This is a genomic window from Aeromonas sp. 160P, assembly GCF_055193095.1.
On record NZ_JBUXKV010000001.1, the window covers coordinates 330,333 to 355,117 of the forward strand.

General features: G+C 58.4%; 29 protein-coding genes. 19 read left to right on the forward strand and 10 right to left on the reverse strand.

Features of this window, described 5'->3' with window-relative positions; all coding sequences use genetic code 11:
• Positions 1-304: 304 nt before the first annotated feature.
• The 13 genes from yjeM to ACY8FN_RS01630 all read left to right on the forward strand — a co-directional run bounded on the left by yjeM (position 305) and on the right by ACY8FN_RS01630 (position 14,486).
• Entirely contained in the window at positions 305-1,771 is a 1,467-nt protein-coding gene (gene yjeM / locus ACY8FN_RS01570) for a glutamate/gamma-aminobutyrate family transporter YjeM (RefSeq protein WP_463099060.1), read from the forward strand.
• Between the two features lie 258 nt (positions 1,772-2,029).
• On the forward strand, positions 2,030-2,917 hold the full coding sequence (gene pbpG, locus ACY8FN_RS01575) for a D-alanyl-D-alanine endopeptidase (RefSeq protein WP_303843316.1): 888 nt from the start codon (positions 2,030-2,032) through the stop codon (positions 2,915-2,917).
• A gap of 243 nt (positions 2,918-3,160) precedes the next feature.
• Positions 3,161-4,198 carry an acyltransferase gene (locus tag ACY8FN_RS01580; RefSeq protein ID WP_463099061.1) on the forward strand — a complete coding sequence of 346 codons (1,038 nt, stop codon included), beginning with the start codon at positions 3,161-3,163 and terminating at the stop codon, positions 4,196-4,198.
• 290 nt (positions 4,199-4,488) lie between these two features.
• The gene (locus ACY8FN_RS01585) at positions 4,489-6,531 is read left to right on the forward strand and encodes a TonB-dependent receptor (RefSeq protein WP_463099062.1); all 2,043 of its coding nucleotides are present in this window, start codon (positions 4,489-4,491) and stop codon (positions 6,529-6,531) included.
• Between the two features lie 390 nt (positions 6,532-6,921).
• Positions 6,922-7,281 (forward strand): transcriptional regulator, encoded by a 360-nt coding sequence (locus ACY8FN_RS01590; RefSeq protein ID WP_139691144.1) that lies wholly within the window; start codon positions 6,922-6,924, stop codon positions 7,279-7,281.
• A gap of 17 nt (positions 7,282-7,298) precedes the next feature.
• On the forward strand, positions 7,299-7,664 hold the full coding sequence (locus tag ACY8FN_RS01595) for a glycine-rich SFCGS family protein (RefSeq protein ID WP_463099063.1): 366 nt from the start codon (positions 7,299-7,301) through the stop codon (positions 7,662-7,664).
• A complete protein-coding gene (locus ACY8FN_RS01600; RefSeq protein ID WP_463099064.1) occupies positions 7,664-7,960 on the forward strand; it encodes a DUF4312 family protein in 297 nt (98 codons plus the stop codon). The genes ACY8FN_RS01595 and ACY8FN_RS01600 overlap by 1 nt, the downstream gene beginning before the upstream one ends.
• A 39-nt stretch (positions 7,961-7,999) precedes the next feature.
• Positions 8,000-8,776, forward strand: coding sequence for a DUF4311 domain-containing protein (locus tag ACY8FN_RS01605; RefSeq protein WP_101346092.1), 777 nt, complete (start codon positions 8,000-8,002; stop codon positions 8,774-8,776).
• 11 nt (positions 8,777-8,787) lie between these two features.
• Positions 8,788-9,438 (forward strand): DUF4310 family protein, encoded by a 651-nt coding sequence (locus tag ACY8FN_RS01610; RefSeq protein WP_042024540.1) that lies wholly within the window; start codon positions 8,788-8,790, stop codon positions 9,436-9,438.
• Positions 9,439-9,480: 42 nt separating this feature from the next.
• Entirely contained in the window at positions 9,481-10,620 is a 1,140-nt protein-coding gene (locus tag ACY8FN_RS01615; protein WP_463099065.1) for an amidohydrolase/deacetylase family metallohydrolase, read from the forward strand.
• Positions 10,604-11,719, forward strand: coding sequence for a DgaE family pyridoxal phosphate-dependent ammonia lyase (locus ACY8FN_RS01620; RefSeq protein WP_463099066.1), 1,116 nt, complete (start codon positions 10,604-10,606; stop codon positions 11,717-11,719). The genes ACY8FN_RS01615 and ACY8FN_RS01620 overlap by 17 nt, the downstream gene beginning before the upstream one ends.
• Positions 11,719-12,462, forward strand: a complete 744-nt coding sequence (dagF, locus tag ACY8FN_RS01625; protein WP_463099067.1) for a 2-dehydro-3-deoxy-phosphogluconate aldolase — start codon at positions 11,719-11,721, stop codon at positions 12,460-12,462. Before ACY8FN_RS01620 ends, dagF begins: the two co-directional genes overlap by 1 nt.
• 119 nt (positions 12,463-12,581) lie before the next feature.
• Complete coding sequence (locus tag ACY8FN_RS01630) at positions 12,582-14,486, forward strand: BglG family transcription antiterminator (protein ID WP_463099068.1); 1,905 nt, start codon at positions 12,582-12,584, stop codon at positions 14,484-14,486.
• 17 nt (positions 14,487-14,503) lie between these two features.
• On the opposite strand, the gene npr is transcribed toward ACY8FN_RS01630, so the two are convergent.
• From npr to ACY8FN_RS01680, 10 genes are all read right to left on the reverse strand, one after another.
• On the reverse strand, positions 14,504-14,776 hold the full coding sequence (npr, locus tag ACY8FN_RS01635; protein ID WP_042024530.1) for a PTS phosphocarrier protein NPr: 273 nt from the start codon (positions 14,774-14,776) through the stop codon (positions 14,504-14,506).
• Positions 14,777-14,796: 20 nt separating this feature from the next.
• Entirely contained in the window at positions 14,797-15,663 is an 867-nt protein-coding gene (gene rapZ, locus ACY8FN_RS01640; RefSeq protein ID WP_101320736.1) for an RNase adapter RapZ, read from the reverse strand.
• A gap of 46 nt (positions 15,664-15,709) precedes the next feature.
• A complete protein-coding gene (gene ptsN, locus ACY8FN_RS01645) occupies positions 15,710-16,156 on the reverse strand; it encodes a PTS IIA-like nitrogen regulatory protein PtsN (RefSeq protein WP_042024527.1) in 447 nt (148 codons plus the stop codon).
• A gap of 2 nt (positions 16,157-16,158) precedes the next feature.
• Positions 16,159-16,446, reverse strand: a complete 288-nt coding sequence (gene hpf, locus ACY8FN_RS01650) for a ribosome hibernation promoting factor (RefSeq protein WP_042024526.1) — start codon at positions 16,444-16,446, stop codon at positions 16,159-16,161.
• A 21-nt stretch (positions 16,447-16,467) separates the two neighbouring features.
• Positions 16,468-17,907 carry an RNA polymerase factor sigma-54 gene (locus tag ACY8FN_RS01655; RefSeq protein ID WP_463099069.1) on the reverse strand — a complete coding sequence of 480 codons (1,440 nt, stop codon included), beginning with the start codon at positions 17,905-17,907 and terminating at the stop codon, positions 16,468-16,470.
• A gap of 65 nt (positions 17,908-17,972) precedes the next feature.
• The gene (gene lptB, locus ACY8FN_RS01660) at positions 17,973-18,698 is read right to left on the reverse strand and encodes an LPS export ABC transporter ATP-binding protein (RefSeq protein ID WP_005336333.1); all 726 of its coding nucleotides are present in this window, start codon (positions 18,696-18,698) and stop codon (positions 17,973-17,975) included.
• Between the two features lie 3 nt (positions 18,699-18,701).
• Entirely contained in the window at positions 18,702-19,229 is a 528-nt protein-coding gene (gene lptA, locus ACY8FN_RS01665; RefSeq protein WP_042024523.1) for a lipopolysaccharide transport periplasmic protein LptA, read from the reverse strand.
• The gene (gene lptC, locus ACY8FN_RS01670) at positions 19,216-19,776 is read right to left on the reverse strand and encodes an LPS export ABC transporter periplasmic protein LptC (RefSeq protein ID WP_463099070.1); all 561 of its coding nucleotides are present in this window, start codon (positions 19,774-19,776) and stop codon (positions 19,216-19,218) included. The genes lptA and lptC overlap by 14 nt, the downstream gene beginning before the upstream one ends.
• Positions 19,773-20,327 (reverse strand): 3-deoxy-manno-octulosonate-8-phosphatase KdsC, encoded by a 555-nt coding sequence (gene kdsC / locus ACY8FN_RS01675; protein ID WP_463099071.1) that lies wholly within the window; start codon positions 20,325-20,327, stop codon positions 19,773-19,775. The genes lptC and kdsC overlap by 4 nt, the downstream gene beginning before the upstream one ends.
• Entirely contained in the window at positions 20,327-21,322 is a 996-nt protein-coding gene (locus tag ACY8FN_RS01680; protein ID WP_042024520.1) for a KpsF/GutQ family sugar-phosphate isomerase, read from the reverse strand. Before ACY8FN_RS01680 ends, kdsC begins: the two co-directional genes overlap by 1 nt.
• A 207-nt stretch (positions 21,323-21,529) precedes the next feature.
• Between ACY8FN_RS01680 and mlaF the strand changes: the two genes are divergently transcribed.
• From mlaF to ibaG, 6 genes are read left to right on the forward strand one after another with little or no spacing between them, the layout of a single operon-like run.
• Entirely contained in the window at positions 21,530-22,330 is an 801-nt protein-coding gene (gene mlaF / locus ACY8FN_RS01685; RefSeq protein ID WP_042024519.1) for a phospholipid ABC transporter ATP-binding protein MlaF, read from the forward strand.
• Positions 22,330-23,109 (forward strand): lipid asymmetry maintenance ABC transporter permease subunit MlaE, encoded by a 780-nt coding sequence (mlaE, locus tag ACY8FN_RS01690; RefSeq protein ID WP_068978662.1) that lies wholly within the window; start codon positions 22,330-22,332, stop codon positions 23,107-23,109. The genes mlaF and mlaE overlap by 1 nt, the downstream gene beginning before the upstream one ends.
• Positions 23,110-23,116: 7 nt before the next feature.
• Positions 23,117-23,614 carry an outer membrane lipid asymmetry maintenance protein MlaD gene (gene mlaD / locus ACY8FN_RS01695; protein ID WP_101320742.1) on the forward strand — a complete coding sequence of 166 codons (498 nt, stop codon included), beginning with the start codon at positions 23,117-23,119 and terminating at the stop codon, positions 23,612-23,614.
• 2 nt (positions 23,615-23,616) lie between these two features.
• On the forward strand, positions 23,617-24,252 hold the full coding sequence (gene mlaC / locus ACY8FN_RS01700; protein ID WP_101323436.1) for a phospholipid-binding protein MlaC: 636 nt from the start codon (positions 23,617-23,619) through the stop codon (positions 24,250-24,252).
• Complete coding sequence (locus ACY8FN_RS01705) at positions 24,249-24,521, forward strand: STAS domain-containing protein (RefSeq protein WP_101320746.1); 273 nt, start codon at positions 24,249-24,251, stop codon at positions 24,519-24,521. Before mlaC ends, ACY8FN_RS01705 begins: the two co-directional genes overlap by 4 nt.
• On the forward strand, positions 24,521-24,778 hold the full coding sequence (gene ibaG / locus ACY8FN_RS01710; RefSeq protein WP_005306001.1) for a BolA family iron metabolism protein IbaG: 258 nt from the start codon (positions 24,521-24,523) through the stop codon (positions 24,776-24,778). Before ACY8FN_RS01705 ends, ibaG begins: the two co-directional genes overlap by 1 nt.
• Positions 24,779-24,785 lie beyond the last annotated feature (7 nt).

Consider the following 24,785-nt stretch of genomic DNA (forward strand, 5'->3'; position numbering starts at 1 on the left):
ATTGCTATTTTTTCTTGAGCGGCCTCACACCAGTGAACTTACCAAGCCAGCACGACTAGTGATAAAATTATTCACATCTGGTTACTGATGAACCTTACCTAATATCGCTCGCAGTCATCGCCATAATCATAGCCGTCCAAATATTGATGAATCACTGGGCAGATTTACCGATCCAGCCCCCCACCGCCAGACCCTTTACCTCCAGTGGTGGATGAGGTTGCCACCCCTGATGTATTAATCAAATAAAGGTTTTTTGTTTAATTTTTGGTTGTTTTAAATTCAGCACAATAATGGAGTGTCAAATATGTCAGCAAAAAAGCTGAAATTGGGTGCCTTTATATTGATGATATTAACATCGGTATTTGGCGTCACTAATATCGGGATCGGTTTTTACCGCATGGGGTATGCAGCTATTCCGATGTTTGTGGTCGGTGGTCTTTTTTTCTTCATCCCTTTTATTTTGATGATGATTGAATTTGGCACCGGCTTTCGCAAGGAGGCGGGCGGCATCTTTACCTGGATGCGCCATTCAGTATCAACCCGCTTCGCCTTTATCGGTCTGACCATGTGGTTTGCCTCGTACGTCATCTGGATGTTTGGCAAGGCGCTCTCCATGTGGGTGCCCCTCTCCTTTATGCTATTTGGCCGCGACATCACCGTCATTCCGGTCACGTTCGGCACCAGCATCGACTTCGGCCCCTTCATGTTGGGAGTGGTCGCCATCGCACTGGTCGCGACCGTCACCAAACTCATCACTTTGGGCAGCGCCCGCTTCGCCAAGGTGGCGGCCATCGGTGGCCTCTCCGTAGTGGCCCTCAACGTGCTACTGCTGGTGGGTGGCGTCTTCACCTTCGCGGTAAGCGGCATGACCCTGCAGGAGCCCCTTACCGGAGCATCACTGACCGCGTCACCGAACGCCGCCTTCAACGACATCATCCCTTTCCTCGGCTTCATGGTGTTCGCCATCTTCGCCTACGGCGGGGTTGAGGCGATGGCTGGCGTAGCGGACGAGCTGGAAGATCCGGAGCGCGACCTCAAGCGTGGCATCTTCCTCTCCGGTGGCTTCATCGTGATCTGCTACATCATCGGCTTTCTGGCGGTCGGCGCCATCATGCGCTGGAGCGACTTCCCGGCCGAAGGGATCACCTCCCTTTCCGCCCTCTTCATCATCATGCTGGAGCTGGGGCGCCATCTCGGTGGTGAGTGGCTGGGCCAGATTTTCATGCGCTTTGCCGGTCTTGGCATGTTCCTGAGCTATCTGGGTGCCTTTATCGCGCTATCTTATGCGCCGCTGCGTCAGTTCATCACCGGCACCCCGAGCTACTTCTGGCCGGAGCGTTTCCAGAGCGAAAACAAGAATGGGGTAAGGATTGAGGCGCTCAAGGTACAAGCCTGGGTGGTCTGTGCTTTTATCGCCGCCAAATCCATCTTCACCCTGATCAACCCGGAAGGGGCCGCCGCCCTCTATGAACTGATCATCACCATGACCAACGTCAGTATGACCCTGCCCTACATGTTCCTTATCTACGCCTGGTATCGCTATCGCAACAATCCAGCGCTGGGCAAGGATCTGATCTTCTTCAAGAGCGCGGGCTCGGTACTACTGGCCACTATCATCAGCCTGGTTCTGGTCGCCTTCGGTAACGTCTTCACCGTGGTCGCCCCCTTTATCTCCGGGGATATTTCTACCGGTATCTGGACCATCATAGGCCCGCTGCTGTTCGTGGTGATCGCCATGCGCTTCAAGATCAAGCAGGACGATATCCACTAAACGGTGTTGTTTTTGTCATGTAAATCGGGACCTTTCAGGTCCCGATTCTTTTAGCCTGCCATCTCATGCATCACCACCATCTCCCCCCCTGCCGGTCATTAAAAAGACCCTAAAGAGACCTCTGTTGCCGATTCTGGGCCACCAAAAGGCGCTGAATGCCGTAAATTATCAATATCAAGGTGAGAATGATTGTGAAGCGCCAGTTCACGACATATAACTTAGCCAGATATCCCTGTATTTCGTCCGATAGAGCAGATCATCATGATGCGTTTCCTCCTTCCCCTGTTGCTTGGTGCAGTGATGCTGCCAGCCACGATAGACAGTGCCCATGCCAACCCCTTCTCCGCCAGCAACAAGGGCAGCAGCGGTTTTCTCGAGCGGCGGGATGTGCCCAACCTCAGTTCAACCGCCTTCGTGGTGGCGAATCACAGAACCGGTGAGGTGATCTCCGAGCGCAACGGCAACCGGGTGATGCCCATCGCCTCCCTCACCAAGCTGATGACAGCGCTGGTGGTACTGGATGCCAACCTGCGCCTCAACGAAATGCTCACCGTGACCAATGCCGACATAGATCGCATCAAGGGAACCGGCTCGCGACTGGCCATCGGCTCCAAGCTCAGCCGCGCCGAGATGCTCCATATCGCCCTGATGTCCTCTGAAAACCGCGCCGCCTCGGCACTGGCCCGTCACTATCCTGGTGGTCAGCGCGCCTTCATTGAAGCGATGAACGCCAAGGCCCGCATGCTGGGAATGTGGAATACCCGCTACGCCGATAGTACCGGCCTCAACCCGCGCAATGTCTCCACCGCCCAGGATCTGGCCAAACTTGCCGTGGCTGCGTCGGCTTATCCCCTGATCCGTCAATACTCTACCGACGAGCAGAGCTATGTGCGCACCAACAAGAACCAGCTGCACTACCTCAACTCCAACCGGCTGATCCGTGAAGGCCAGTGGGAATTTACCCTCTCCAAGACCGGCTATATCCGCGAGGCAGGACGCTGTCTGGTGCTCGGCACCAAGGTCAATCACCAACCGGTGATCATGGTGCTGCTCAATGCCGAGACCACCAACGATCGGGTTGCCGATGCCAAGCGGATCAAAACCTGGCTGGAAGGCTCGGGTAACACAACCCTGGCAGCAAACTAACCGCTCATACTGACTCCGCCAAATCCCCCACCAAACAGCAGCGAGGCACCCGCCTCGCTTTTTTATCTCCGTGACCACGTCCAAAAAATGGGAGCCAGCTCCCGTTACAGGTAACACCTCCCGCCATCCCGTTACAAAACGTAACTACTCAATAATGTGTTTCACACTAATAAAATCAATTGGTTGTAAGTTGCCAGTAAGGGTTTTAGCGTGCAGTCACAACCCCTGTAACGACGAACCACCATGCGAATTTCCAGTATCGAGTGCGGGCGGGTGCTGGCCATGCTGGCCGTGATGACCATTCACGTCTCCCCCTTCGCCAACCCGTTCAACCCCGCCCTGTGGGGAGGCGAGTCATGGTTCTGGCTGAGCGGCACAATCAACCAGCTATGCCGCTTTGCCGTTCCGCTGTTTTTCCTCTGTGCCGGTTACTTTCTGCAACCGAGACTGAGTCGCGAGGCATCGCTGACCGTTGCCTGGCGCTACTGCCGCCCCTTGCTGCTGCTCTGGCTGGTGTGGAGCCTGGTCTACCTGCTGGTGCCTTTCAATCCGCTGGATGCCGTGCAGCAAGGCTATCTGGCCTCCCTGCGCGGGCAGTGGCAGTTCCAGCTCGCCGACCCCCTCAACGGCTGGCTGGTGGGCGGCATGATCCACCTCTGGTTCCTGCCCGCTCTGATCATGGCGGTGACCCTGCTGGCGCTCTGCCACCGGCTTGGCAGGCCAGCGCTTGCCCTCTGGTTGGGTCTTGGCCTCTACCTGCTGGCGTTGCTCGGTGGCTCCTATGCCAAACCGCTGCTGGGCGCCGAGTGGCCACTGCTCACCCGCAACGGCCCCTTCTTCTCCCTGCTGTTTGTGGCGCTGGGGGCCACCTTGCGTCAGCGGCAGTGGCAGCCAACTGCACGCAGCAGTTGGGGATTACTGACAGTGGGCATGGCCATCTATGCCCTGGAGGCGATCGGGCTCTACCTGCTCGATAGCGTGCCGCTCACCCGCCACGACTTCCTGCTCGGCTCCCTTCCCTGGGCTCTCGGTCTGTTTGGCCTGCTGCTGGCCAACCCCGAGTGGGGCAAGGGCAGCTGGCTGGAGCGTCAGGCCCCCAAAGTGCTAGGGATCTACTGCCTGCACATGATGCTGGTGGTCTGGCTCTTCATGTTCGGCCCGCACAGCGCATCCATCCTGTGGGAGATCGCCAAGGTGCCGCTGCTGCTGGGAGCTTCTCTGCTGGCCTATCGCCTGCTGGCGGCCATCCCCCTCACCCGCCGACTGCTACGCACCCACTGAGCCCTGTATCCGGCCCGACACATCGGGCCGGATATCTCTTCACGTTTCGTCCCTTTCTCTTCCGCTTTGCCCTTTTTGCTCTCGCTTTGTGCTCGCTGTTTGCTGCAGGGACTCTACGTTTCAACCACGCTTTCCCAACCGCCCCCCCCTCCACACATCCCTCCATTTTCATCTTGCCAGATAAATGAAAATCAATATCATTGGCATCCCGCTTTGGCGGGTCAGGCTAATTATAATTAAATCAATATGTTCGAGCCGTCAGGTCGACATTCAAAGAGTCAATATTGAATATGCAGCACCCTCACTTTCGCAGAACGCTGGTCTCGCTGGCACTACTGGGCACCGGCTTCACTGCCCAGGCCGCCGATGAAACCATGACTGTGGTTGGCAAACGATCCCAGCATCAGGAAGTTGCCACCGCCACCCGTACCAATACGCCAGCCAAACTGGTTCCCCAGACCATCGACAGCGTCAAGGTCAGCGAGCTGACCGCCTTCGGCCAACCGACGCTGAGTGAGGCCCTAAGCGGCATTCCCGGGGTCAACGCCAGCGGTGATACCCGCTTCGACGGGGTCAATATCCGCGGCTTCAGCGCCAGCAACGACTTCTATCTCGACGGGTTCCGCGACGACATGCAGTACACCCGGGATCTCGGCAACATCGAGCGGGTGGAAGTGCTGAAAGGCCCGGCAGCCGTGCTGTACGGCCGCGGCAGCACGGGGGGCATAGTCAATCGGGTCAGCAAAAAGCCGCAGAAAGGAGAGGAGTCCAGCATCACCGCCCGGGTCGGCAGTTTTGACAGCCAGCGGCTGGCCGCCGACCTCAATGGCGAGGCAAGCGAACAGGTACAGCTGCGCCTCAACATGGCGCAAGAGGACAAAGATAGCTTCCGCAACGGCGTGAAGAGCAAGCGCACCCTGCTGGCCCCCTCCGCCAACTGGGAGATCAGCGACAACCTCAACTGGCTGGTGCAGTACGAGCGCAACGAACATGATCGCACCCCGGATCGTGGCATTCCCGGGGTCAATGGTCGTCCGGCCGATGTGCCGCGGGAGTATGTTTACAGCGATACCAGCCGCGACTTCATCGATGACGTGGCGCAATCCACCCGCTCCCGCCTCTCCTGGGATATCAACGATCAGTGGCAGCTGCGCCAGCAGCTCGGTTACTCCACCCTCGACAGCCAGTTTGACAACACCTATGTCACCAGCGTCAAAGGGGATCAGGTGACCCGCTCCCGCTGGCAGCAGGATCTGAAAGCGAAGACCCTGATCAGCAACACCGAGGCCGAAGGTCTGTTCCAGACCGGCCCGGTGGAGCATCGCCTGCTGGTCGGCTTCGAGCAGAACTGGCAGCAGCGCACACCCAAGCTCTACCAGAACGCCACCGCCATCCCGTCTGGCAACCTCTACGATCCGGGCTCGCTGCCCACCTACAATGGCGCCATGAAGCTCTCCAGCGACGCCAAACACAAGGTGCGCGGCAATGGCCTCTATCTGCAGGATCAGCTCAGCCTGGGTGACTGGCATCTGGTGGGCGGGCTGCGCCGTGACGACTTCACCGTCACCAGTCGCCGCTACGACCTCAACAAGGAGGAGAGCGTCTCGGTCAACAGCCTGAGCCCGCGCCTCGGTCTGGTGTGGAATCCCCTCGAGGATCACGCCTTCTACACCTCCTACAGCAAGACCTTTACCCCGGTGGGCGGCGAGCTGATCGGCATCACCCCGGGTGACAAGAACAACGGGCTGGAGCCCCAGCACACCCGTCTCTACGAAGGTGGCGTGAAGAGTGACTGGCTGAACGGCAAGCTGGCGACCACCCTCTCCCTCTATCGACTGGAGATGTACAACAAACGCACCAAGGATCCGCTGGATCCCACCAAGGTGATCCTCACCGGCATGCAACGCACCGAGGGTGTCGAGCTGAGCGCTCGCGCCGAGCTGACCGAAGAGATCTATCTGCGTGGCGGCTTCGCCATTCAGGATGCCGAGCAGGTCAAGGCGGATGCGGATCTGCAGGGCAAGCGCCCGATGAACGTCTCCCGTCAGAATGGCCAGTTCTATCTCGGCTACAAGAGCGGCGAGCAGGGCTGGTTCGGTGAAACCGGCGTGACGGCGGTGGGCGATCGCTTCGCCGACAACGCCAACACCACGGCCCTGCCCGGTTACGCCCGCTTCGATGCGCGCGCCGGTTATCGCTGGCAACAGTGGGAAGCCGAGCTGAGTGCCGAGAACCTGACTGACCACGAGTACTTCGTCAGCGCCACCAGTGCCACCCAGATCATGCCGGGTACACCCCGTCAGCTGAGCCTGACCGGCAGCTACCGCTTCTGATCCCTGTGACAACTACCCAAACTGGCCAGCCCTTGCTGGCCAGTTTTTTATGAAGCCCCCTGTTCATACCAAGGGGAACCGTCACCGCCACACCATGTTGTCGCACCTTGGCCACCAGCCCCCGTGCTCACTTCATTTCGTTAAATTCTGCGATAAATATCACAATTTCACACAATGCTGTCCCCACAGTGGCCCTCGGCGAAGTGAGTCACAGGTCACATTAAATGGGTCTCAATAAATTCCCTTGTTGCCTTTCCCTCTGCCAAAAGGCCCGTTTTCGACGATTTATTCAGGAATTTCCGCTTTGAATCGGAAAAACGCTGCCTCCTCTGCATCGCCGCGTGGGCTTAGGGTAAGCCCATACCTTCTGCCAGCCTTGGAGAGCAGACATTGCAAACAGAGACTCACGACCAGACCCTGACCCCGAACAGCCCGGAGTTGTTGCGCCAGACCGACCATATGCTGGCACGCATCCATCCCCTGCTGGCCGAACAGGGCATCATCCCCAACGAGGTGCAACGGCAAATGCTGGCCTCCCACGTCAAGGCCATGGTGTGGCGCTCTTATAGTGGCGAGCCCCTGCCAGAGGTCGACCTCAGCCTGTTTGACGAGATCTCCCCCCTCTCGCTGCGTCTTGCCGAACAGGTCGTCAGCTGGCTGGAAAGACTCGCCTACGAAGAGGCACACCTCTTGTCCGTCCATTTCGAAGTCGCCAAAGAAAACGAACTCAGCGCAGTGCTGCACCCGTAACAACAGGAGAAATCAATATGACAACTATCAAACTCGTGATTGGAGATCGTCTCGGCAAGGGCCAAAAAGTCGGGGCTGGTGCAGAAACTGCTGGCGCCACAGTAACCGTCATTCCCGGCATGGCCGCCGACATGAAGCTCGGTGACGTGATGAACAAGGAGCAGGCGGATCTCGGCATCTCCTTCTGTGGCAGCGGCGGCGCCGGCGCCATCACCGCCCAGACCAAGTACGGCTACAAGTGCCGCTACGGCATGCGCTCCATTGAAGAGGGCGTCACCGCCATCAACGAAGGGTGCGTGGTGCTGGGTTTCGGTTTCATGGACAAGGAAGAGCTGGGCCAAAAGCTGGTCGAAGCCTTCGCCAAGAAGCACGGACGCGCCTGATGAAAGAGAACTTCACCACCCAGGTCATCGTCAACGGCAAGGGGGCGACCCGCCAGCAGGCATTTGCCGCCGCCCTCAGTCAGGTGCAACCAACCCTGCTCAAGGACAACCCGCTGGTGATGCTGCGAATTGAGCCGCTCGAGGTACAGGTGCTCAAGGCAGAAGAGTCGGTCCGGGTGGAGAAGTTCCTGTTCTTCTTCCTGCCGCGCCAGCGCTGCGAATACCGCGTTGAGCTGGAGATCAAGGTTCAGGTCACCAGTATGGATGTCGCCAAGGTGGCATTCACTCAAGCGTGATGCCTGCGCAGGCACAACCCCACAAGAAGGATACGTTGGATGTTTCTAATCATTTTTATCAAGTCTCTCATCATTGGCGGCCTGGTTGGCGTCGGGGTGGGGGCCGGCGCGGCGCGGATGTTCCACGCCCCGACCGTACAGGGCATGGGCGCCTTCCGTACCCTGGGCGAACTCAACTCCTGTGAAGGGGATCCCGCCTCCCACTTCTCGTTCGGCCTTGGCTTCTTCTTCAACGCCTGGGCCTCGACCGTGGCAGCGGGTGCCTTCACCCAGGATGTGGATCACCGCATCATCCCGCACTGGGCCACGGCAGCACTGCTGTTCAAGAACCGGGATCTCGCCACTACCCTGCATGACCCGAAAAAGATGGCGATCGCCAGCGGCATCATAGGCGCCATCGTGGTCGCTTTCCTCAACAGCACCGCCGCCGCAGTGCCGGAAGCCCTGCAAGTGACCGCCGTCAAGGTGCTGGTGCCGGCAGCCAACCTGCTGGTCAACACCGTCATGCCGGTGATCTTCTGGCTCGCCGCCATCGAAGCGGGCAAAAAATCCGGTTTCTGGGCCACCATCTTCGGCGGTCTGGCCCAGCTCATCATGGGCAACGCGGTACCGGGTCTGGTGCTTGGCATCCTGATCGGCAAAGGGGTAGAAGAGAGCGGTTGGAACCACGTCACCAAGGTGATGATGGCCGCCATCGTGCTGCTGTTCGTGCTGAGCGGCTTCTTCCGCGGCTTCGATATGAAACTGATTGAATCCTTCCATATGGGCATTCCCCTGTGGCTGGAAAACGTCCACAACCTGCTTAGCGGCAAATAAGGGGCCATGCCATGGATGAGAAACTGAGAAACAACTTCTGGTACGCCGACTGGTCATTCCCCATCTTTGTCGGCCTGCTGTCAGCCGGGGTGTTTGCCGGTACCCACATGTTCTACCTGTACGGGGTCGGCGCCTTCAACGAGGTGGCCTTCGTCGCCATGCTGAAAGCGGGAATGGACACCGGCGCTTACGGCGCGGTCGCCGCATTCGGTGCCAGCTTCCTGTTTGCCCGTATCATCGAGGGCTCGCTGGTGGGGATTCTCGATATCGGCGGCGCCATCCAGACCGGGGTCGGGCTGGGCGTTCCCGCCCTGTTGTTGGGCGCCGGTATCGTCTATCCGGTGGAAAACTTCGGCGCCTCGCTGGTGACCGGCATGGTGATTGGTCTGGCTATCGGCTACGTGATCATTCTGGCGCGCAAGTTCACCATCAACCAGAGCAACTCCACCTACGGCGCTGACGTGATGATGGGGGCTGGCAACAGCTCCGGCCGCTTCCTTGGCCCGCTGATCATCCTCTCCGCCATGGGCGCCTCCATCCCTATCGGCCTGGGTTCCCTACTGGGTGCACTGCTGTTCTACGTGTGGGGCAAGCCCATCACCGGCGGCGCCATTCTGGGGGCAATGCTGCTCGGCACCTTCTTCCCGGTCGCCCTTGTGTAAGCACCTGCTGCCCTGCGGGGCAGCACTCTAGAGGTCATCACCATGTACGACATGATTATCAGAGCCGGGCGCCAGGGAGATGGCCAGCTCGTCGATATCGCCATCAAGGAGGGCAAGCTGGCGGCCATTGGTCACCTGCCTGCTGAGGCGGTTGCCAGAGAGACCCTCGAGCTCGCCGGTCGTATTCATGTGAGCGCAGGCTGGATTGACGGCCACACCCACTGCTACCCCGCCTCCCCCATCTATCACGATGAACCGGACAAGGTCGGGGTGGAATCCGGCGTCACCACCGTCATCGACGCGGGCAGTACAGGGGCGGATGACGTGGACGACTTCCAGCGGATCGCCGCTGGTTGCAAGACCCGGGTGCACGCCCTGCTCAACCTCTCCCGCATCGGCCTGCTGCGCCAGAATGAGCTGGCGGACAGCCGGGATCTGGATATGGATCTCGCCTCGGCAGCCATTCGCCGCCACCCCGAATTTATCGTCGGCATCAAGGCGCGCATGAGCGGTAGTGTGGTGGGAGAAAACGGCCTGCAACCGCTGCGCATGGCCAAGGCGCTGCAACAGGCCCATGGCCAGCTGCCGCTGATGGTACACGTGGGCAACACGCCGCCGGAGCTGGACGAGATTGTGACCCTGCTGGGGGATAGCGACCTGCTGACCCACTGCTTCAACGGCAAACCGAACCGCATCCTGACTCCGGCTGGCGAGCTGCGGGTCGCGGTGCGCGAGGCGATGCAACGGGGCCTGTTGCTCGACATTGGCCACGGCGGCGCCAGCTTCAGCTTTGAAGTGGCGGAGCTGGCCATTGCTCAGGGGATCCTGCCCCACACCATCAGCTCCGACATCTACTGCAAGAACCGTATCAAGGGGCCGGTCTACAGTCTGGCTCACGTGATGTCGAAGTTTCTCGCCATCGGCATGACGCTGGAGCAGGTACTGGCCTGTGTCACCCATCAGGCGGCCGATGCATTGCGGCTGACCGGCAAGGGGCGACTCGAGGTGGGCGCCGATGCCGATCTGACCCTGTTCGAGGTCGCCAGCGGCCCGAGCCTGTTTATGGATACCGAAGCCCAGTCCCGCAGCGGTGACCAACAACTGCTGCCTCTCGCCGCCCTGGTGGGGGGCGAACTGGTTCTGACTCACAATGGGAAATCACACCATGCCTTCTGTTTATGAGAAATATCAGCTCAAACCGGTGATCAACGCCTCCGGGCGCATGACCATTCTCGGCGTATCCACCCCCGAGCAGGAGGTGGTCGATGCGGTCAACTTCGGCCTCGGCCACTACTTCGAGGTCAAGGATCTGGTCAACAAGACCGGCGCCTATCTGGCTGGCTTGCTGGATGTGGAGGATGCGGTGGTGGTCTCCTGCGCCAGTGCCGGTATCGCCCAGTCGGTGGCCGCCGTGATAGTGCGTGGCGACCCCTACCGGCTGGAGCAGCTGCACGCCCATGCCCACGGGGTGCAGAGTGAAATCGTGCTGCCCAAGGGGCATAACGTCAACTTCGGCGCTCCCGTCGGCACCATGGTCAATCTGGGTGGCGGCAAGGTGGTGGAAGCGGGCTATGCCAACGAGTGCTCTCCCGCCCAACTGGCCGCCGCCATCAGTGCCAATACCGCTGCCATCCTCTACATCAAATCCCACCACTGTGTGCAGAAGAGCATTCTGTCGGTGGCCGAGGCCGCCGAGGTGGCCCTGGCGCACAACCTGCCGCTGATCGTTGATGCGGCCGCCGAAGAGGATCTGCGGCTCTATTACAACCAGGGGGCGGATCTGGTCATCTACAGCGGCGCCAAGGCCATCGAAGGGCCCACCAGCGGGCTGGTGCTCGGCAAGCGCCAGTACGTGGAATGGGTCAAACAGCAGGCCAACGGCATCGGCCGCGCCATGAAGGTAGGCAAGGAGGGGATCCTTGGCCTGACTCATGCCATCGAACGCTATCTGGCCAAAGAGAAGGAGAGCGGCGCCGCCATGGTCGCCAAGATGAGCCCCTTTATCGAGCGCCTCAACCAGCTGCCCGGCGTCAGCGCCAAGGTGGTGTGGGACAGCGCAGGACGTGACATTGCCCGCACCGATATCGCGTTTGACTACCCGCAGATCGGCATGACCACGGTGCAGCTCGTCGGCCGCCTGCAGCAGGGCAATCCCGCCATCTACTGCCGTGGCTACAAGGCCAACGAGGGGCACATCGAGATCGACGTACGCAGCGTCACCGTGCCCCAGCTCGACCAGATCCATTCCGCCATTGCCAACCTCGTTCAGGAGAATCGCTGATGTCCCTTACTCCCAACTACTACCGTGATCGTGTCTGCCTCAACGTACTGGCAAGTTCCAAAGATAATGCCGTTGCTGTGTACGACGCAGCTGAAGGCCATGTGCTGGTCGGCGTGCTCTCGAAAAACTATCCGGACATCCCCGCTGCGGTCGCCGATATGAAGGAGTACGCGGCCCTTATCGACAATGCGCTCTCCATCGGGCTGGGAGCCGGCGATCCGCGCCAGTCCGCCATGGTGGCCGAGCTGGCTCGCCAGCTGCAGCCCCAGCACGTCAACCAGGTGTTCACTGGGGTAGGCGCCAGCCGGGCGTTGCTCGGCCAGCCACACACACTGGTGAATGGGCTGATCTCCCCCACCGGCACGCCGGGCATGGTGAAGATCTCCACCGGCCCCCTGAGTGCACAGCAGCCGGACGGCATTGTCCCCATCGATACCGCCATCGCCCTGCTCAAGGATATGGGCGGCAGCTCGGTCAAGTTCTTCCCCATGGGCGGGCTGGCCTGCCGCGACGAGTATCAGGCGGTGGCCGAGGCTTGTGCCCGCCACGGCTTCTGGCTGGAGCCCACTGGCGGTATCGATCTGGAGAACTTCGAGGAGATAGTGCGGATCGCGCTGGACGCCGGGGTTGAGAAGGTGATCCCCCACGTCTACAGCTCCATTATCGACAGCGAAAGCGGCCAGACCCGCACCGAGGATGTGCGTACCCTGCTGGATATGGTAAAGCAGCTGTTGTCTGACTAAGTAGGGAAAAGCTGACATGCCGCCAGCCACTGACTGATCGATCTGTCAGTGGCTGGTTTGTTGATAGTCCCGTGGTTAACATTGAGCCTTTATCTCGCGACAGGAGTCCTATCCCCCTCATGATCAAGCTGCCCCACCCCAGACTCCATCAACTGCTGACCCAACTCCATGCCGAACCACTGCCCCAGGAGGAGCTGGCACGTCGTCTCAATGTCTCCACCCGCACGGTGCGCACCGATGTGGCGACCCTCAACGAGCTGATTGCCACCCACGGCGCCCACCTGATCCATCAGCGCGGCAGCGGCTACCAGTTGAAGATCTACAATCAGGGACTGTTTGATGGGTTGCTGGCCGCACAAGAGCAGGAGAGCGCGCTGCCCCGCACCAGCCGCGAGCGAGTGCTGCATCTGCAGATCCTGTTGTTGACGGCGGAGCAGGGGATCAAGCTCGATGATTTGGCCGATACCTGGTATCTGAGCCGGACGGCGCTGCAAGGAGACATGGCGGAAGTGCGCGAGCAACTCGGCCACTTCAGACTCGGGGTCGAGAGCAAACCCCGACTGGGGATGCGCATTCAGGGAGACGAGACCGCGATCCGTGCCTGTCTGACCCAGCTGCTCTATCAGGAGTTGCTACACAACACCCAATTGCAGAGCCTGCTGCCCAACCTCTGCCCCAGCAAGACGATGGAGGTGGTGGGCAATCACATCCACGCCCAGCTCGCTCGCCATCAGTTACGCCTCGCCGATGAGAGCCTGCAGCAACTCACGATCTACTGTGCCGTCGCCCTGCTGCGGCAAGCTTCGGGACACGAGCTGCACCACTTCGCCAGCGAAGATCTGACCACACCGCTGCTGGCGGTGGCCCGCGATATTTATGCGGAACTGCCAACCCTGACGCCGCCAGCCGATGACGAGATCGCTGGTCTCGCCATCCAGATCCAGGCACGTCTGATTGCCGACAGTCCGAGTCTGAGCCCGGCCATGGCGGCAGAGAGCGAACAACTGGTCGAGCATCTGCTCTGCTACATCCATCAGCACTACCCGTATGACCTGCGCGGCGACCAGCAACTGCGGGCCGATTTGCAAAACCATATCAGCGCCATGCTGCTGCGGGTCAAATACCAGATTGGCAACCACAACCCGCTGGCTGATCACATCAAGCAGTACTATCCCCTCGCCTATGACATCACGCTGGCCGCCATTTCGGCGTGGATAAAGCAGACCCCTTACCGGCTGACCCACCACGAGATCGGCTATCTGGTGATCCATATAGGGGTCGGTCTGGAACGCCACTACGACATCGGTTATACCCGCCGTCCACAGGCGCTTTTGTTGTGCGATGCCGGCAACGCCACGTTCCGGGTACTGGAGGCTCGCATCAGGCGGGAGTACCCCCAGCTGCAACTGACCACGCTGGAGTCGGTCCGGGATTACGAAGGGTTGGTGCAGATCGAGCAAGACTTTGTCATCAGCACCATCAAGGTAAATGAGAAGAGTGCTCCCGTGGTACAGGTCGATCCCTTCCCGACCCAATACCAACTGGAGCAACTCGGCAAACTGGTGCTGATCGACCGTACCCGCCCCTATATGCTCGACAAATATTTTGATGCCGACCACTTCATGGTGGTGAATGAACCACTCAGCCAACGCCAGCTTTTTGCCCGGGTTTGCGATCAGCTGGAACATGAAGGGCTGGTCGAGCAAGATTTCCGCGCTTCGCTGCAGGAGCGGGAGAGCATCGTCTCCACCATGCTGGGAGAGGGTATCGCACTGCCCCACTCCCTCGGTCTGCTGGCACGCCGTACTCTGGTTTACACCGTGCTGGCACCGCAGGGTATCGACTGGGGCAATGGTGAAATCGCGACGCTTATTTTCGTGCTGGCCATCAGCAAGGCCGACTACGAAGAAGCTATGGGTCTCTACGACCTGTTTCTGGCACTGATGAACGAAAAAGCCAGCAAAAATCTGCTGGCTTGTCGGGACTTTGCCAGCTTCAAAGCGCTGGCTCGTACTGGCTCATAATACGGAACGGGAAGGGATTACTCCTCGTTAAAGCCGGAGGTAAACAGCTCCACCACCGCAGCCAGGGCTTCCTCCTCTTCGGGGCCCTCAACCTGTACCTCCACCTGCCGCCCTTGGGCAGAATCCAGCATCAGCAGGCCGATGATGCTGTCAGCATCGGCCTCCACACCATCTTCATTGCGCAGCAGCACGTGGGCATCGAAACCCTGCACCAGCTCAAACAGCATCATGGCTGGTCTGGCGTGAATGCCCAGCTTGTTTTTCACTTCAACCGAGGCGGAAACAGTCATCGGGTCGTCCTATTGGTCCATCAGGATTGGGGGGCACTCTTGTCGAGAGTACGGTGCCGGATCTGCACGTTCTTGCCGAGCAAACGGAAGGCGCTGGCCAGCCGTTCGGCGATAAAGACCGAGCGGTGCTGACCACCGGTACAACCGATGCCAACCGTCACATAGCTGCGATTGTTACGCTCCAGATGGGGCAACCAGGTCACCAGCATATGCTCGATCTGCTGGGTAAACAGCATCACATCGGCCTGTGCAGAGAGGTAGTTGGCGACCGGCTCATCCTTGCCAGTAAACGGCTTGAGCTCGGGGACCCAATGCGGATTGGGCAAGAAACGGGCATCGAACACGAAATCCGCGTCCTTGGGAATGCCGTACTTGAAACCGAACGACTCGAATACCAGCACCAGCTCGTTCTCTTTCTTGCCGAGCACCCGGGTTTTGATGAGCTCACTCAGGTCATGAATGCTGAGGGTGGTGGTGTCGATCCGCAGATCCGCTGTCGAGGAGATGGGCGCCAGCAAATTGGTCTCTTCACGGATCGCCTCATCCAGCGACAGTTTGTTACGCGACAGGGGGTGCAAGCGGCGGCTCTCGCCATAACGCTTGAGCAAGGTGCCGTTGTCGGCATCAAAGAAGAAGCTGGAGAACGTGACTCGCCCTTCATTGCGCACCTGCGCCAACAGGTTTTCCAGCTTATCCGGATCGCTCGGCAGGTTGCGCACGTCGATGCTGACCGCCAGCTTGTCATACTGGCTTTCGACCGAGACAATCAGCTGGGGCAGCAAGTTAACCGGCAGGTTATCCACACAGTAGTAACCCAGATCTTCCAGCACACGCAGGGCTACCGTTTTACCGGAGCCCGAACGCCCACTTACCACGATTAACTGCATCTTGTTCCCTCACGCCAAAACAGGTGGTTCATTCCAAGCCTGAGTATCAGGCCGAGGTCATGATCTGATAGAGCTCTTCATCGCTGGTTGCCTGACGCAATTGGCGACAGACCGCCTTGTCACCCAGCTTGGAGGCCATCAGGGAAAGGGTCTTGAGATGCTGCTTGCACTCGCTTTCCGGTACCAGCAAGGCAAACAACAGGTCGACCGGTTGGTTGTCGATGGCATCAAAAGGGATGGGATCAGCAAAGGTCATCAAAATCGCGGTTGGCGGGAACGCATCATCAATACGACCGTGGGGAATCGCAATACCGGCACCGATCCCGGTACTGCCCATTTTTTCGCGGGCCAGCAAGCATTCGAACAGCGCCTGACGGGAGGTGCCAAGGCGTTCGGCGGCCAACTCGCTGATGATTTCGAGGGCGCGTTTCTTGCTGGTACAAGGGACTGCACTTTTGGTGCAGTCCCGACTCAATATATGTTCAAGTTGCATAGTTATTTTTTATTTAACTTATCTTTGTGCTTGATGATCTGCCTGTCCAGCTTGTCGAGCAAGGTGTCTATCGCAGCATACATATCAGCATGCTCAGAGGTAGCAAACACTTCGCCGCCACTGACATGCAATTTAGCTTCCGCTATCTGGTTCAGTTTTTCCACACTAAGCACCACATGCACGTTATTAATGTGGTCAAAGTGACGCTCGAGTTTGGCAAATTTGTTACTCACGTATTCACGCAGAGCTTCGGTGATCTCGACATGGTGTCCGGTCAGGTTAATTTGCATAACATCATCCTTTTGTTTTGCCTAAACCAGGCGTTTACGCTGATTGGAAGGTGCGATAAACAAGGATTCGCGATACTTAGCGATCGTGCGTCTCGCCACCATAATACCCTGTTCGGCCAGCAAATCCGCGATCTTGCTATCACTTAACGGCTTGGCAGGATTCTCTGCCGTGACCAGCTTCTTGATGAGCGCGCGAATTGCGGTCGATGAGCACTCTCCTCCTCCTTCGGTGTTCACATGGCTGGAGAAAAAAAACTTCAGTTCAAATATGCCCCTTGGGGTATGCATGTATTTCTGGGTCGTCACCCGGGAAATGGTCGATTCATGCATCTCCACCGCTTCGGCGATGTCGTTGAGCACCATCGGCTTCATCGCCTCTTCACCATACTCGAAAAAGCCCTGTTGTTGCTCGACAATACAACAGGCTACTTTCAGCAGGGTATCATTGCGACTCTCGAGGCTCTTGATGAACCATTTGGCTTCCTGCAGATGGGAGCGAATAAATTGGGTATCCGTGCCACTGCGCGCATTGCGGGCCATGGCAGCATAGGTCTCGTTGACCCGGATTCGCGGGGAAGAATCAGGATTGAGCTCAACGACCCACTTGCTACCCTTCTTGACCACAGAGACATCGGGGATCACATATTGGGAGTCACTCTGGATGATGCCATTGCCGGGGCGCGGCTCCAGCAGCTGGATCAGATCCAGCACCAACTTGAGGTCGCTCTCTTTGAGTTTGGTCTTGCGCGCCAGGGTTCGGTAGTCACGATTACCGAGCAGATCCATATGTTCGAGGATCACCTCCTTGGCCTCATTGAGCCAGGGGGTCTGCGGGTCATACTGCCCCAGCTGGATCAACAAACACTCCTGTACCGAACGGGCAGCGATGCCGACCGGATCGAAATGCTGCACCCGCTTGAGCACAGCTTCGACCTCATCAAGCTCGACCTCCAGCGCATCGCTACTGACCGCTTGCAGGATATCCTCCAGCTCAACGGTCAGATAGCCGGATTCGTCGATAGCATCAATGATAGCGAGGGCGATGGCGGCATCCACATCGCTGAACGGGGTCAGCCGCATCTGCCACAACAGATAATCCTGCAGGTTTTCGGTGGTCTCCCCCTGATAAACGCTATCTTCCCCATCGTGGATAGGGCCAGCGCTCTGGGCGGTCCCGGCAGAGTAGACTTCATCCCAAGTGGTATCTACCGGCAACTCGTCCGGCATCTGCTCCTGCGCCATGGCATCGCTTGAATCCAGCCGGCTGGCGTCAACAGGCTCTTCCGGACTGGTCTCTTGTACCTCACTCTCTTCCTGCTCCAGCAGGGGGTTATTCTCGAGCGCTTGCTGAATTTCCTGCTGAAGTTCCAAAGTGGAGAGCTGGAGCAGACGAATCGCTTGTTGTAATTGCGGCGTCATGGTCAGGGACTGACCGAGACGCAACTGTAATGTCGGCTTCATCTACGTCGGGATATCCTTATGTTCAGCGAGGCATTCGTCAAAGAGAATGAAGGCATGCCCCCTTACTATAGACTGAATTGATCGCCCAAATAGACGCGCTTGACCTGTTCATCGGCAAGGATGTCTGCCGGTGCACCTTCGGCAATCATCTTGCCGTGGCTGACGATATAGGCCTTCTCACATACGTCCAGAGTCTCTCTGACGTTGTGGTCGGTAATCAAGACGCCAAGGCCTCTATCTTTCAGATGCTGAATGATCTTCTTGATGTCTATCACAGAAATCGGGTCGACCCCGGCAAAGGGTTCATCCAGCAGAATAAAACGCGGCTCGGCCGCCAGCGCGCGGGCGATCTCGACCCGACGGCGCTCACCGCCGGAGAGGCTTTGGCCCAGGTTATCGCGAATGTGGGTGATGTTGAACTCTTCCAGCAGTTGCTGAACCTTGTCTTCCCGCTCTTCGCGGCTCAGCCCTTTGCGGGTCTGCATCACCCCCATCAGGTTGTCGAATACCGACAGCCGGCGGAAAATAGAGGCCTCCTGCGGCAGGTAGCCGATGCCATTGCGAGCCCGCACATGCATCGGCTGCAGGCTGATATCCTGATCATCAATGGTGATGAGACCGGCATCCCGTTGCACCAGTCCCACGATCATGTAGAAGGAGGTGGTCTTGCCCGCCCCGTTGGGGCCCAGCAGGCCGACAATCTGGCCAGTGCCCACTTCCAGGCTAACGTCGCTGACCACCATGCGACGTTTGTAGCTTTTTTGCAGCCCAACTGCTTTTAACACTGCCATGGCTTATTTTCCCTGCTTCTTCTGGTCGGCGGGTTTGTCGAAGTTCTCTACCTGATCCGGCAGGAACTCGGTCCTGACCCGCTGGGTCGGGTTCTTGCTCTCGGCAGTCATCTTCTGTTTGTCGATGTCATAACGGATCAGGTCGCCAGTGACCAGACTATCTTCCTGCTTGAGCTGACCGTTGCCGGTAATGGTGACCAGCCGGTTTTTCAGCTCGTAACGAATGCTATTGCCATGAGCATTGACCGGCTTGCCGTTATCCATGATCTGGAAGAAGGTCGCTGGCTTGCCGTAGGCAGTCATCACCTCGGCCCCTTTCTCGCCGGAACGGGTCACCACCACCTTGTCGGCATGGATCTTGATGGTGCCCTGAGTGATGATGACATTCTGTTCAAAGGTGATGCGATTATCCTGCATCTCGGCCACCTGCTTGACGGCATCGACATAGACCTTCTCGGCAAAATCGGACTCTTTGGCGGTCACAGCACCACACAACAGCAGGGCTGCGAGGGCCAGATTAGCGTTTTTCATTGAAATAAATGGCATGACCTTGATCCAGTAACTCAAAATATTTGCGGTCCAGATGGCCTTTTAGGCCAACCCCTTGGGTCTGGAAATCCCGACCCAGAATATTTACTTCCCGGTTGCTGCGCACATCCTGCGTCACCAGATCCAGCTCCAGATAGGGCGTATCGAGCGTGGAGATGAAGCTAGTTGGCAGTAGCCCATCCAGATGCACCTTATCCCGCAGGATCACGTTGTCACCGGTGTTGAGCACGCCGGTTTCGGCAGTGATCTTCCACTCGGCACTCCCCTGCTCGTCATACATATAGACCACCGGCTGGTCGAAGGTCGCCTGCTCGAGGATTTGATAATACTCGGCGTAGGTCGACTCCAGCCGCTCGGTACGTTTACCATTCATGTCAAAGCGGGTGGTCACCAGATCTTTAGCGACAAAATCCGGCTGATAGTTTTCGATTTTGACGGCACTCTCCGGCACCAGCTCCACCTTGCCCAACTGCCAGGCGACCAGCGCCACCAGCAGCAATAAGGCAAACAACAGGGTCTGTCTGCTCATACCGACGCCTCGGGCTGATAATCGTCATGGCCCTGCGCCTGCAGGATCAAGTCGCACACCTCGCGCACCGCCCCCATGCCACCGCCAAGACGAGTCACCATATCAGCACGGTTCAGCACCAGCGGATGAGCATCCGCCACCGCGATGCCAAGGCCACAGGCGGCCATCACCGGCAGGTCTATGGTGTCATCACCCATATAGGCGGCCTGCTCCGGGGTCAGTCCCAGCTTGGCCAGCAGCGCCTCGAAGTGGGGCAGTTTCTTGTCTGCCCCCTGCACCACATGCGCCACACCCAGGCTTTTCATCCGATCGCTGACAATGCGAGAGTTGCGCCCGGTGATGATGGCGATCTCGATCCCGGCATTGAGCAACGCCCGCATGCCCGCACCATCGCGGGTGCAGAAGGTTTTCAGCTCTTCGCCGTTGTTTCCCATATAGATGAGGCCGTTGGAGAGCACCCCATCCACATCGCACACCAGCAGGCGGATTTGCGCCGCCTTGTCGTACTGGCTGCGCGTCACCGGACCATAGAGGGTCGGTACGTTTTGCATCAAATTACTCCGGCTTTCAGCAGGTCGTGCATGTTAAAGGCACCGAGCGGGCGCTTCTCCTCATCCACCACCAGCAATCCGTTAATCTTGCGGGTTTCCATCAGTTTGACAGCTTCAGCCGCCATCATCTCTGGCCCTACGGTAACACAGTTGGTGGTCATCACACGGCTGATGGGGGTGTGATGGATATCGATCTGCTGGTCGAGAATACGGCGCAGGTCACCATCGGTAAACAACCCCGCCAGCACGCCATCGACATTGATGATCGCCGTCATCCCCAGACCTTTGCGGCTCACTTCCAGCAGTGCCTCGCTGATGGTGGCATCGATGCCAACCCGGGGCAACAGCTCACCACGATGCATCAAGTCACCGACCCGCAGCAACAAGCGCTTGCCGAGCGATCCACCCGGGTGAGAAAGGGCAAAATCATCAGCTGTAAAGCCGCGCGCTTCCAGCAGGGCCACCGCCAGTGCATCGCCCATCACCAGGGTTGCCGTGGTACTGGAGGTAGGCGCCAGCCCCAATGGGCAGGCCTCTTTATCCACCTTGATGCACAGGTGCACGTTGGCCTCTTTGGCCATGGTGGAGGCCGGATTGCCGGTCATGCAGATGAGTGGGATGCCGCGGCGTTTGAGCACCGGCAGCAGGGCCAGGATCTCGTCGCTCTCGCCGGAGTTGGAGATGGCGATGATGAGATCGCCACTGGATACCATCCCCAGGTCACCGTGACTCGCTTCCCCCGGATGGAGGAAGAAGGCTGGCGTGCCGGTGCTGGCGAGGGTCGCGGCAATCTTGCTGCCAATATGGCCCGACTTGCCCATGCCGGTGACCACTATCTTGCCGCCGCAGCGCAACACCATCTCGCAGGCCCTGTCGAAGGTATCGTTCAGGTACTGATAGAGTCCATCTATCGCTTGTTTTTCAATGTCCAGCACCGCGCGGGCACTGCGACGAAAATCGAACAGTTCAGACACTTTCTCAGGCTTTACAGACATAAAGACACAGCTCCGGGCCGAAATTAGCTGCGGGATTATAAAAAAGTCTGCCCGGATAAGCGAATCGGATGGTGAACCCCACGATGAATGACGCACTTTGTTACAGAAAACTGTCGTGCAAATAGGCTGGCAACCTGTTCAATAGTTGTTCCTTGCTGTTGCTTACACCTAGACTACCCCATAAAATTCGCACCTCATTTACACCGGATGGACAATTGTTTGAACAATGATCTGATCACCATCTCCGACCTGAGTTTCAGCCACGGCAATCGGCTGCTGTACGACGGGATCAGCCTGACCATTCCCCGTGGCAAGGTCACCGCCGTCATGGGCCCGAGCGGTATCGGCAAAACCACCTTGCTGCGCTTAATCGGTGGCCAAATCAAACCTGAGTCCGGTCACATCCTGTTCGATGGGGAAGATATCCCCACCCTCTCCCGCAGCCGTCTCTACGAGGTGCGCAAACGGATGAGCATGCTGTTCCAGAGTGGCGCCCTGTTTACCGGCATGACGGTCTACGACAATGTGGCCTTCCCGCTGCGGGAGCACTCTGGCCTGCCGGAGGAGCTGATCCACACCATCGTCATGATGAAGCTGCAAGCGGTGGGCTTGCGCGGCGCGGCACAATTGATGCCGTCCGAGCTCTCCGGCGGCATGGCGCGTCGGGCGGCACTGGCCCGAGCCATCGCCCTTGACCCTGATCTCATCATGTATGACGAGCCCTTCGTCGGGCAGGACCCCATCACCATGGCGGTGCTGGTCAAGCTAATCAAGGAGCTGAACGATGCCCTTGGCATCACCTCCGTCATCGTTACCCACGATGTGAAAGAGGTGCTCAGCATCGCGGACTATGCCTACATCATCGCCAATCGCAAGGTGGTGGCACACGGCACACCGGCTCAATTGCGCGAGGAGCACAATCCCGAAGTCGAGCAGTTCCTCAAAGGGTTGCCCGACGGTCCTGTTCCGTTTCATTTTCCGGCAGGCGATCTGCTACAGGATCTCTGATGTTGATAAGTCAAATAAGCAAGCTGGGTCGGGTCGGGGTGCGTGTTATCAGCTCCGTCGGCCGCGCCTCCATCATGCTGTTTCATGCACTGGCGGGCAAACCCGAACCACGCAAACACTTTCCCTTGCTGGTGCAACAGCTTTACGTAGTGGGCGTGCAGTCGGTGGCCATCATTCTGGTCTCCGGCCTGTTTATCGGCATGGTGCTCTCGCTGCAGGGTTACAACGTATTGAAGGATTTCGGCGCCGAGCAGAGCCTCGGGCCGCTGGTCTCTCTCTCCCTGCTGCGGGAACTGGGGCCTGTGGTGACCGGCCTGTTATTTGCCGGTCGCGCCGGGTCTGCCCTGACCGCCGAGATCGGTCTGATGAAGGCCACCGAACAACTCTCCAGCCTCGAGATGATGGCGGTCGATCCGCTGCGCCGTGTCGTCGCACCGCGCTTCTGGGCCGGGGTCATCAGCATGCCACTATTGGCCTTTATGTTTAGCCTGATCGGTATCTTTGGCGGCAAACTGGTTGGGGTGGATTTGCTGGGGGTTGATGAAGGGAGCTTCTGGTCCGCCATGCAGGCCTCCGTCGACTGGCAGGATGACATCATGCAGGGGGCCATCAAGAGCCTGATTTTCGCCCTGGTGATCACCTGGATTGCGCTCTTTAACGGCTATGATGCCAAGCCGACCTCGGCCGGGATCAGTCAGGCCACGACCCGTACCGTGGTCCACTCCTCCCTCGCCGTACTCGGCCTGGATTTTATACTCACCGCAGTCATGTTTGGATAAGGTAACGATGAAGTTCAGCAAAGTAGAATTCCTGGTTGGCACCTTCATGCTGGCTGGCCTCGGCGCCATTCTGGCGCTGGCACTGCAAGTGGCCGGTTTGAGCTTCAAACCGGAAGGAGAAACCTATACCCTGCGCGCGCATTTCGATAATATCGGCGGCCTGAAAGTCCGCTCGCCGATCAAGGTCGGCGGTGTGGTGGTGGGTCGGGTCAGCGATATTACGCTGGACCCGAAAACCCAGGTGCCCGAAGTCACCTTGCTGATGCAAAAGAGTGCTGGCGAGTTTTCCGATACCAGCTCGCTCTCGATCCTGACCTCGGGTCTGCTGGGCGAGCAGTACATTGGTCTGGCCCCCGGCTTCAGCGATGAGGAGATGGGAACCGGTATGCTCAAAAATGGTGATCTGATTGAAGACACCAAATCCGCCATCGTGCTGGAAGATTTGATTGGCAAGTTCCTCTACAGCCAATCCTCCGACAGCAAACCTGACAGCAACAAGGAGTAACCATGTTCAAGAAAATCGCCCTGCTGCTGGGTCTGATGACCAGCATGCTCTTTGCCCTGTCGGCCCAGGCCGCGGTCGATGCCACCGACCCCAACGCACTGGTTGATCAGGCAGCCAAGCAGACCTTTGCCCGCCTGAAAGCCGATCAGGCTCAGGTGAAAAGCAATCCGGATCACCTGCGGGTAATCATCCGTGAAGAGCTGTTGCCCTACGTGGATAACCGCTTTGCCGCCTACAAGGTGCTCGGCAACCAGATTAAAGAGACCACCGAGGCGCAGCGCAATGCCTTTGTCGAGGTCTTTACCGAATACATGGTGAGCTCCTACGCCGACGCGCTGGCCCACTTTGACAAGCAGACCGTCAAGGTCGAACCGGGCAAAGCGGCCGGTGACAGCAACATCACCGCCGTCAGCGTCAGCGTAAAAGAGCCCGGCAAGCCGGACATCTTCCTCGAGTTCAAGCTGCGCAAGAACAATAAAACCGGCGAGTGGAAAGCCTTCGACATGGTCGCCGAGGGGATCAGCCTGCTATCTGCCAAACAGAGCGAGCTGGGCGGCCTCATTCGCCAGAACGGCATCGATGCGGTGATCGCCCAGTTGCGCGAGCACAACGCCAAACCGCTAGTGATCAAGCCATGATCCTGAGCGGTGAGCTGCAGGCGCCACAGGTCAATGAGCTGTGGCAATCCCGCGCCCAGTGGTGGCAGAATGACCGGCTCGAACTCGGTGGCGTCACCACCCTCGACTCCGCCGGGCTGGCGCTGCTGGTCAAATGGGCCAAAGCCGTATTAGCGCGAGGCGCCACACCGCAACTGGTGGGCGCCTCCAGTGATTTCTATACCCTGGCCACCCTCTACGGGGTGGCCGGGCTGTTTCAGTCAACCCCGCTCACAACTGAGGACGCATAATGCAAGTCTCTGAAATTGAAGCGATACTCCTCGAGGCTCTGCCATTGTCCGAAGTCCATGTCAAAGGGGACGGTAGTCACTACCAAGTGATCGCCGTCGGTGACATGTTTGACGGCATGAGCCGGGTCAAGAAACAGCAGGCCATCTATGCCCCGCTGATGGACAAGATCGCCAGTAACGCCATTCACGCCCTCTCCATCAAGGCGTTCACCGACGCCGAGTGGAAACGCGAACGTAAATTCCTATTGCCCTCCTGATTTGGTA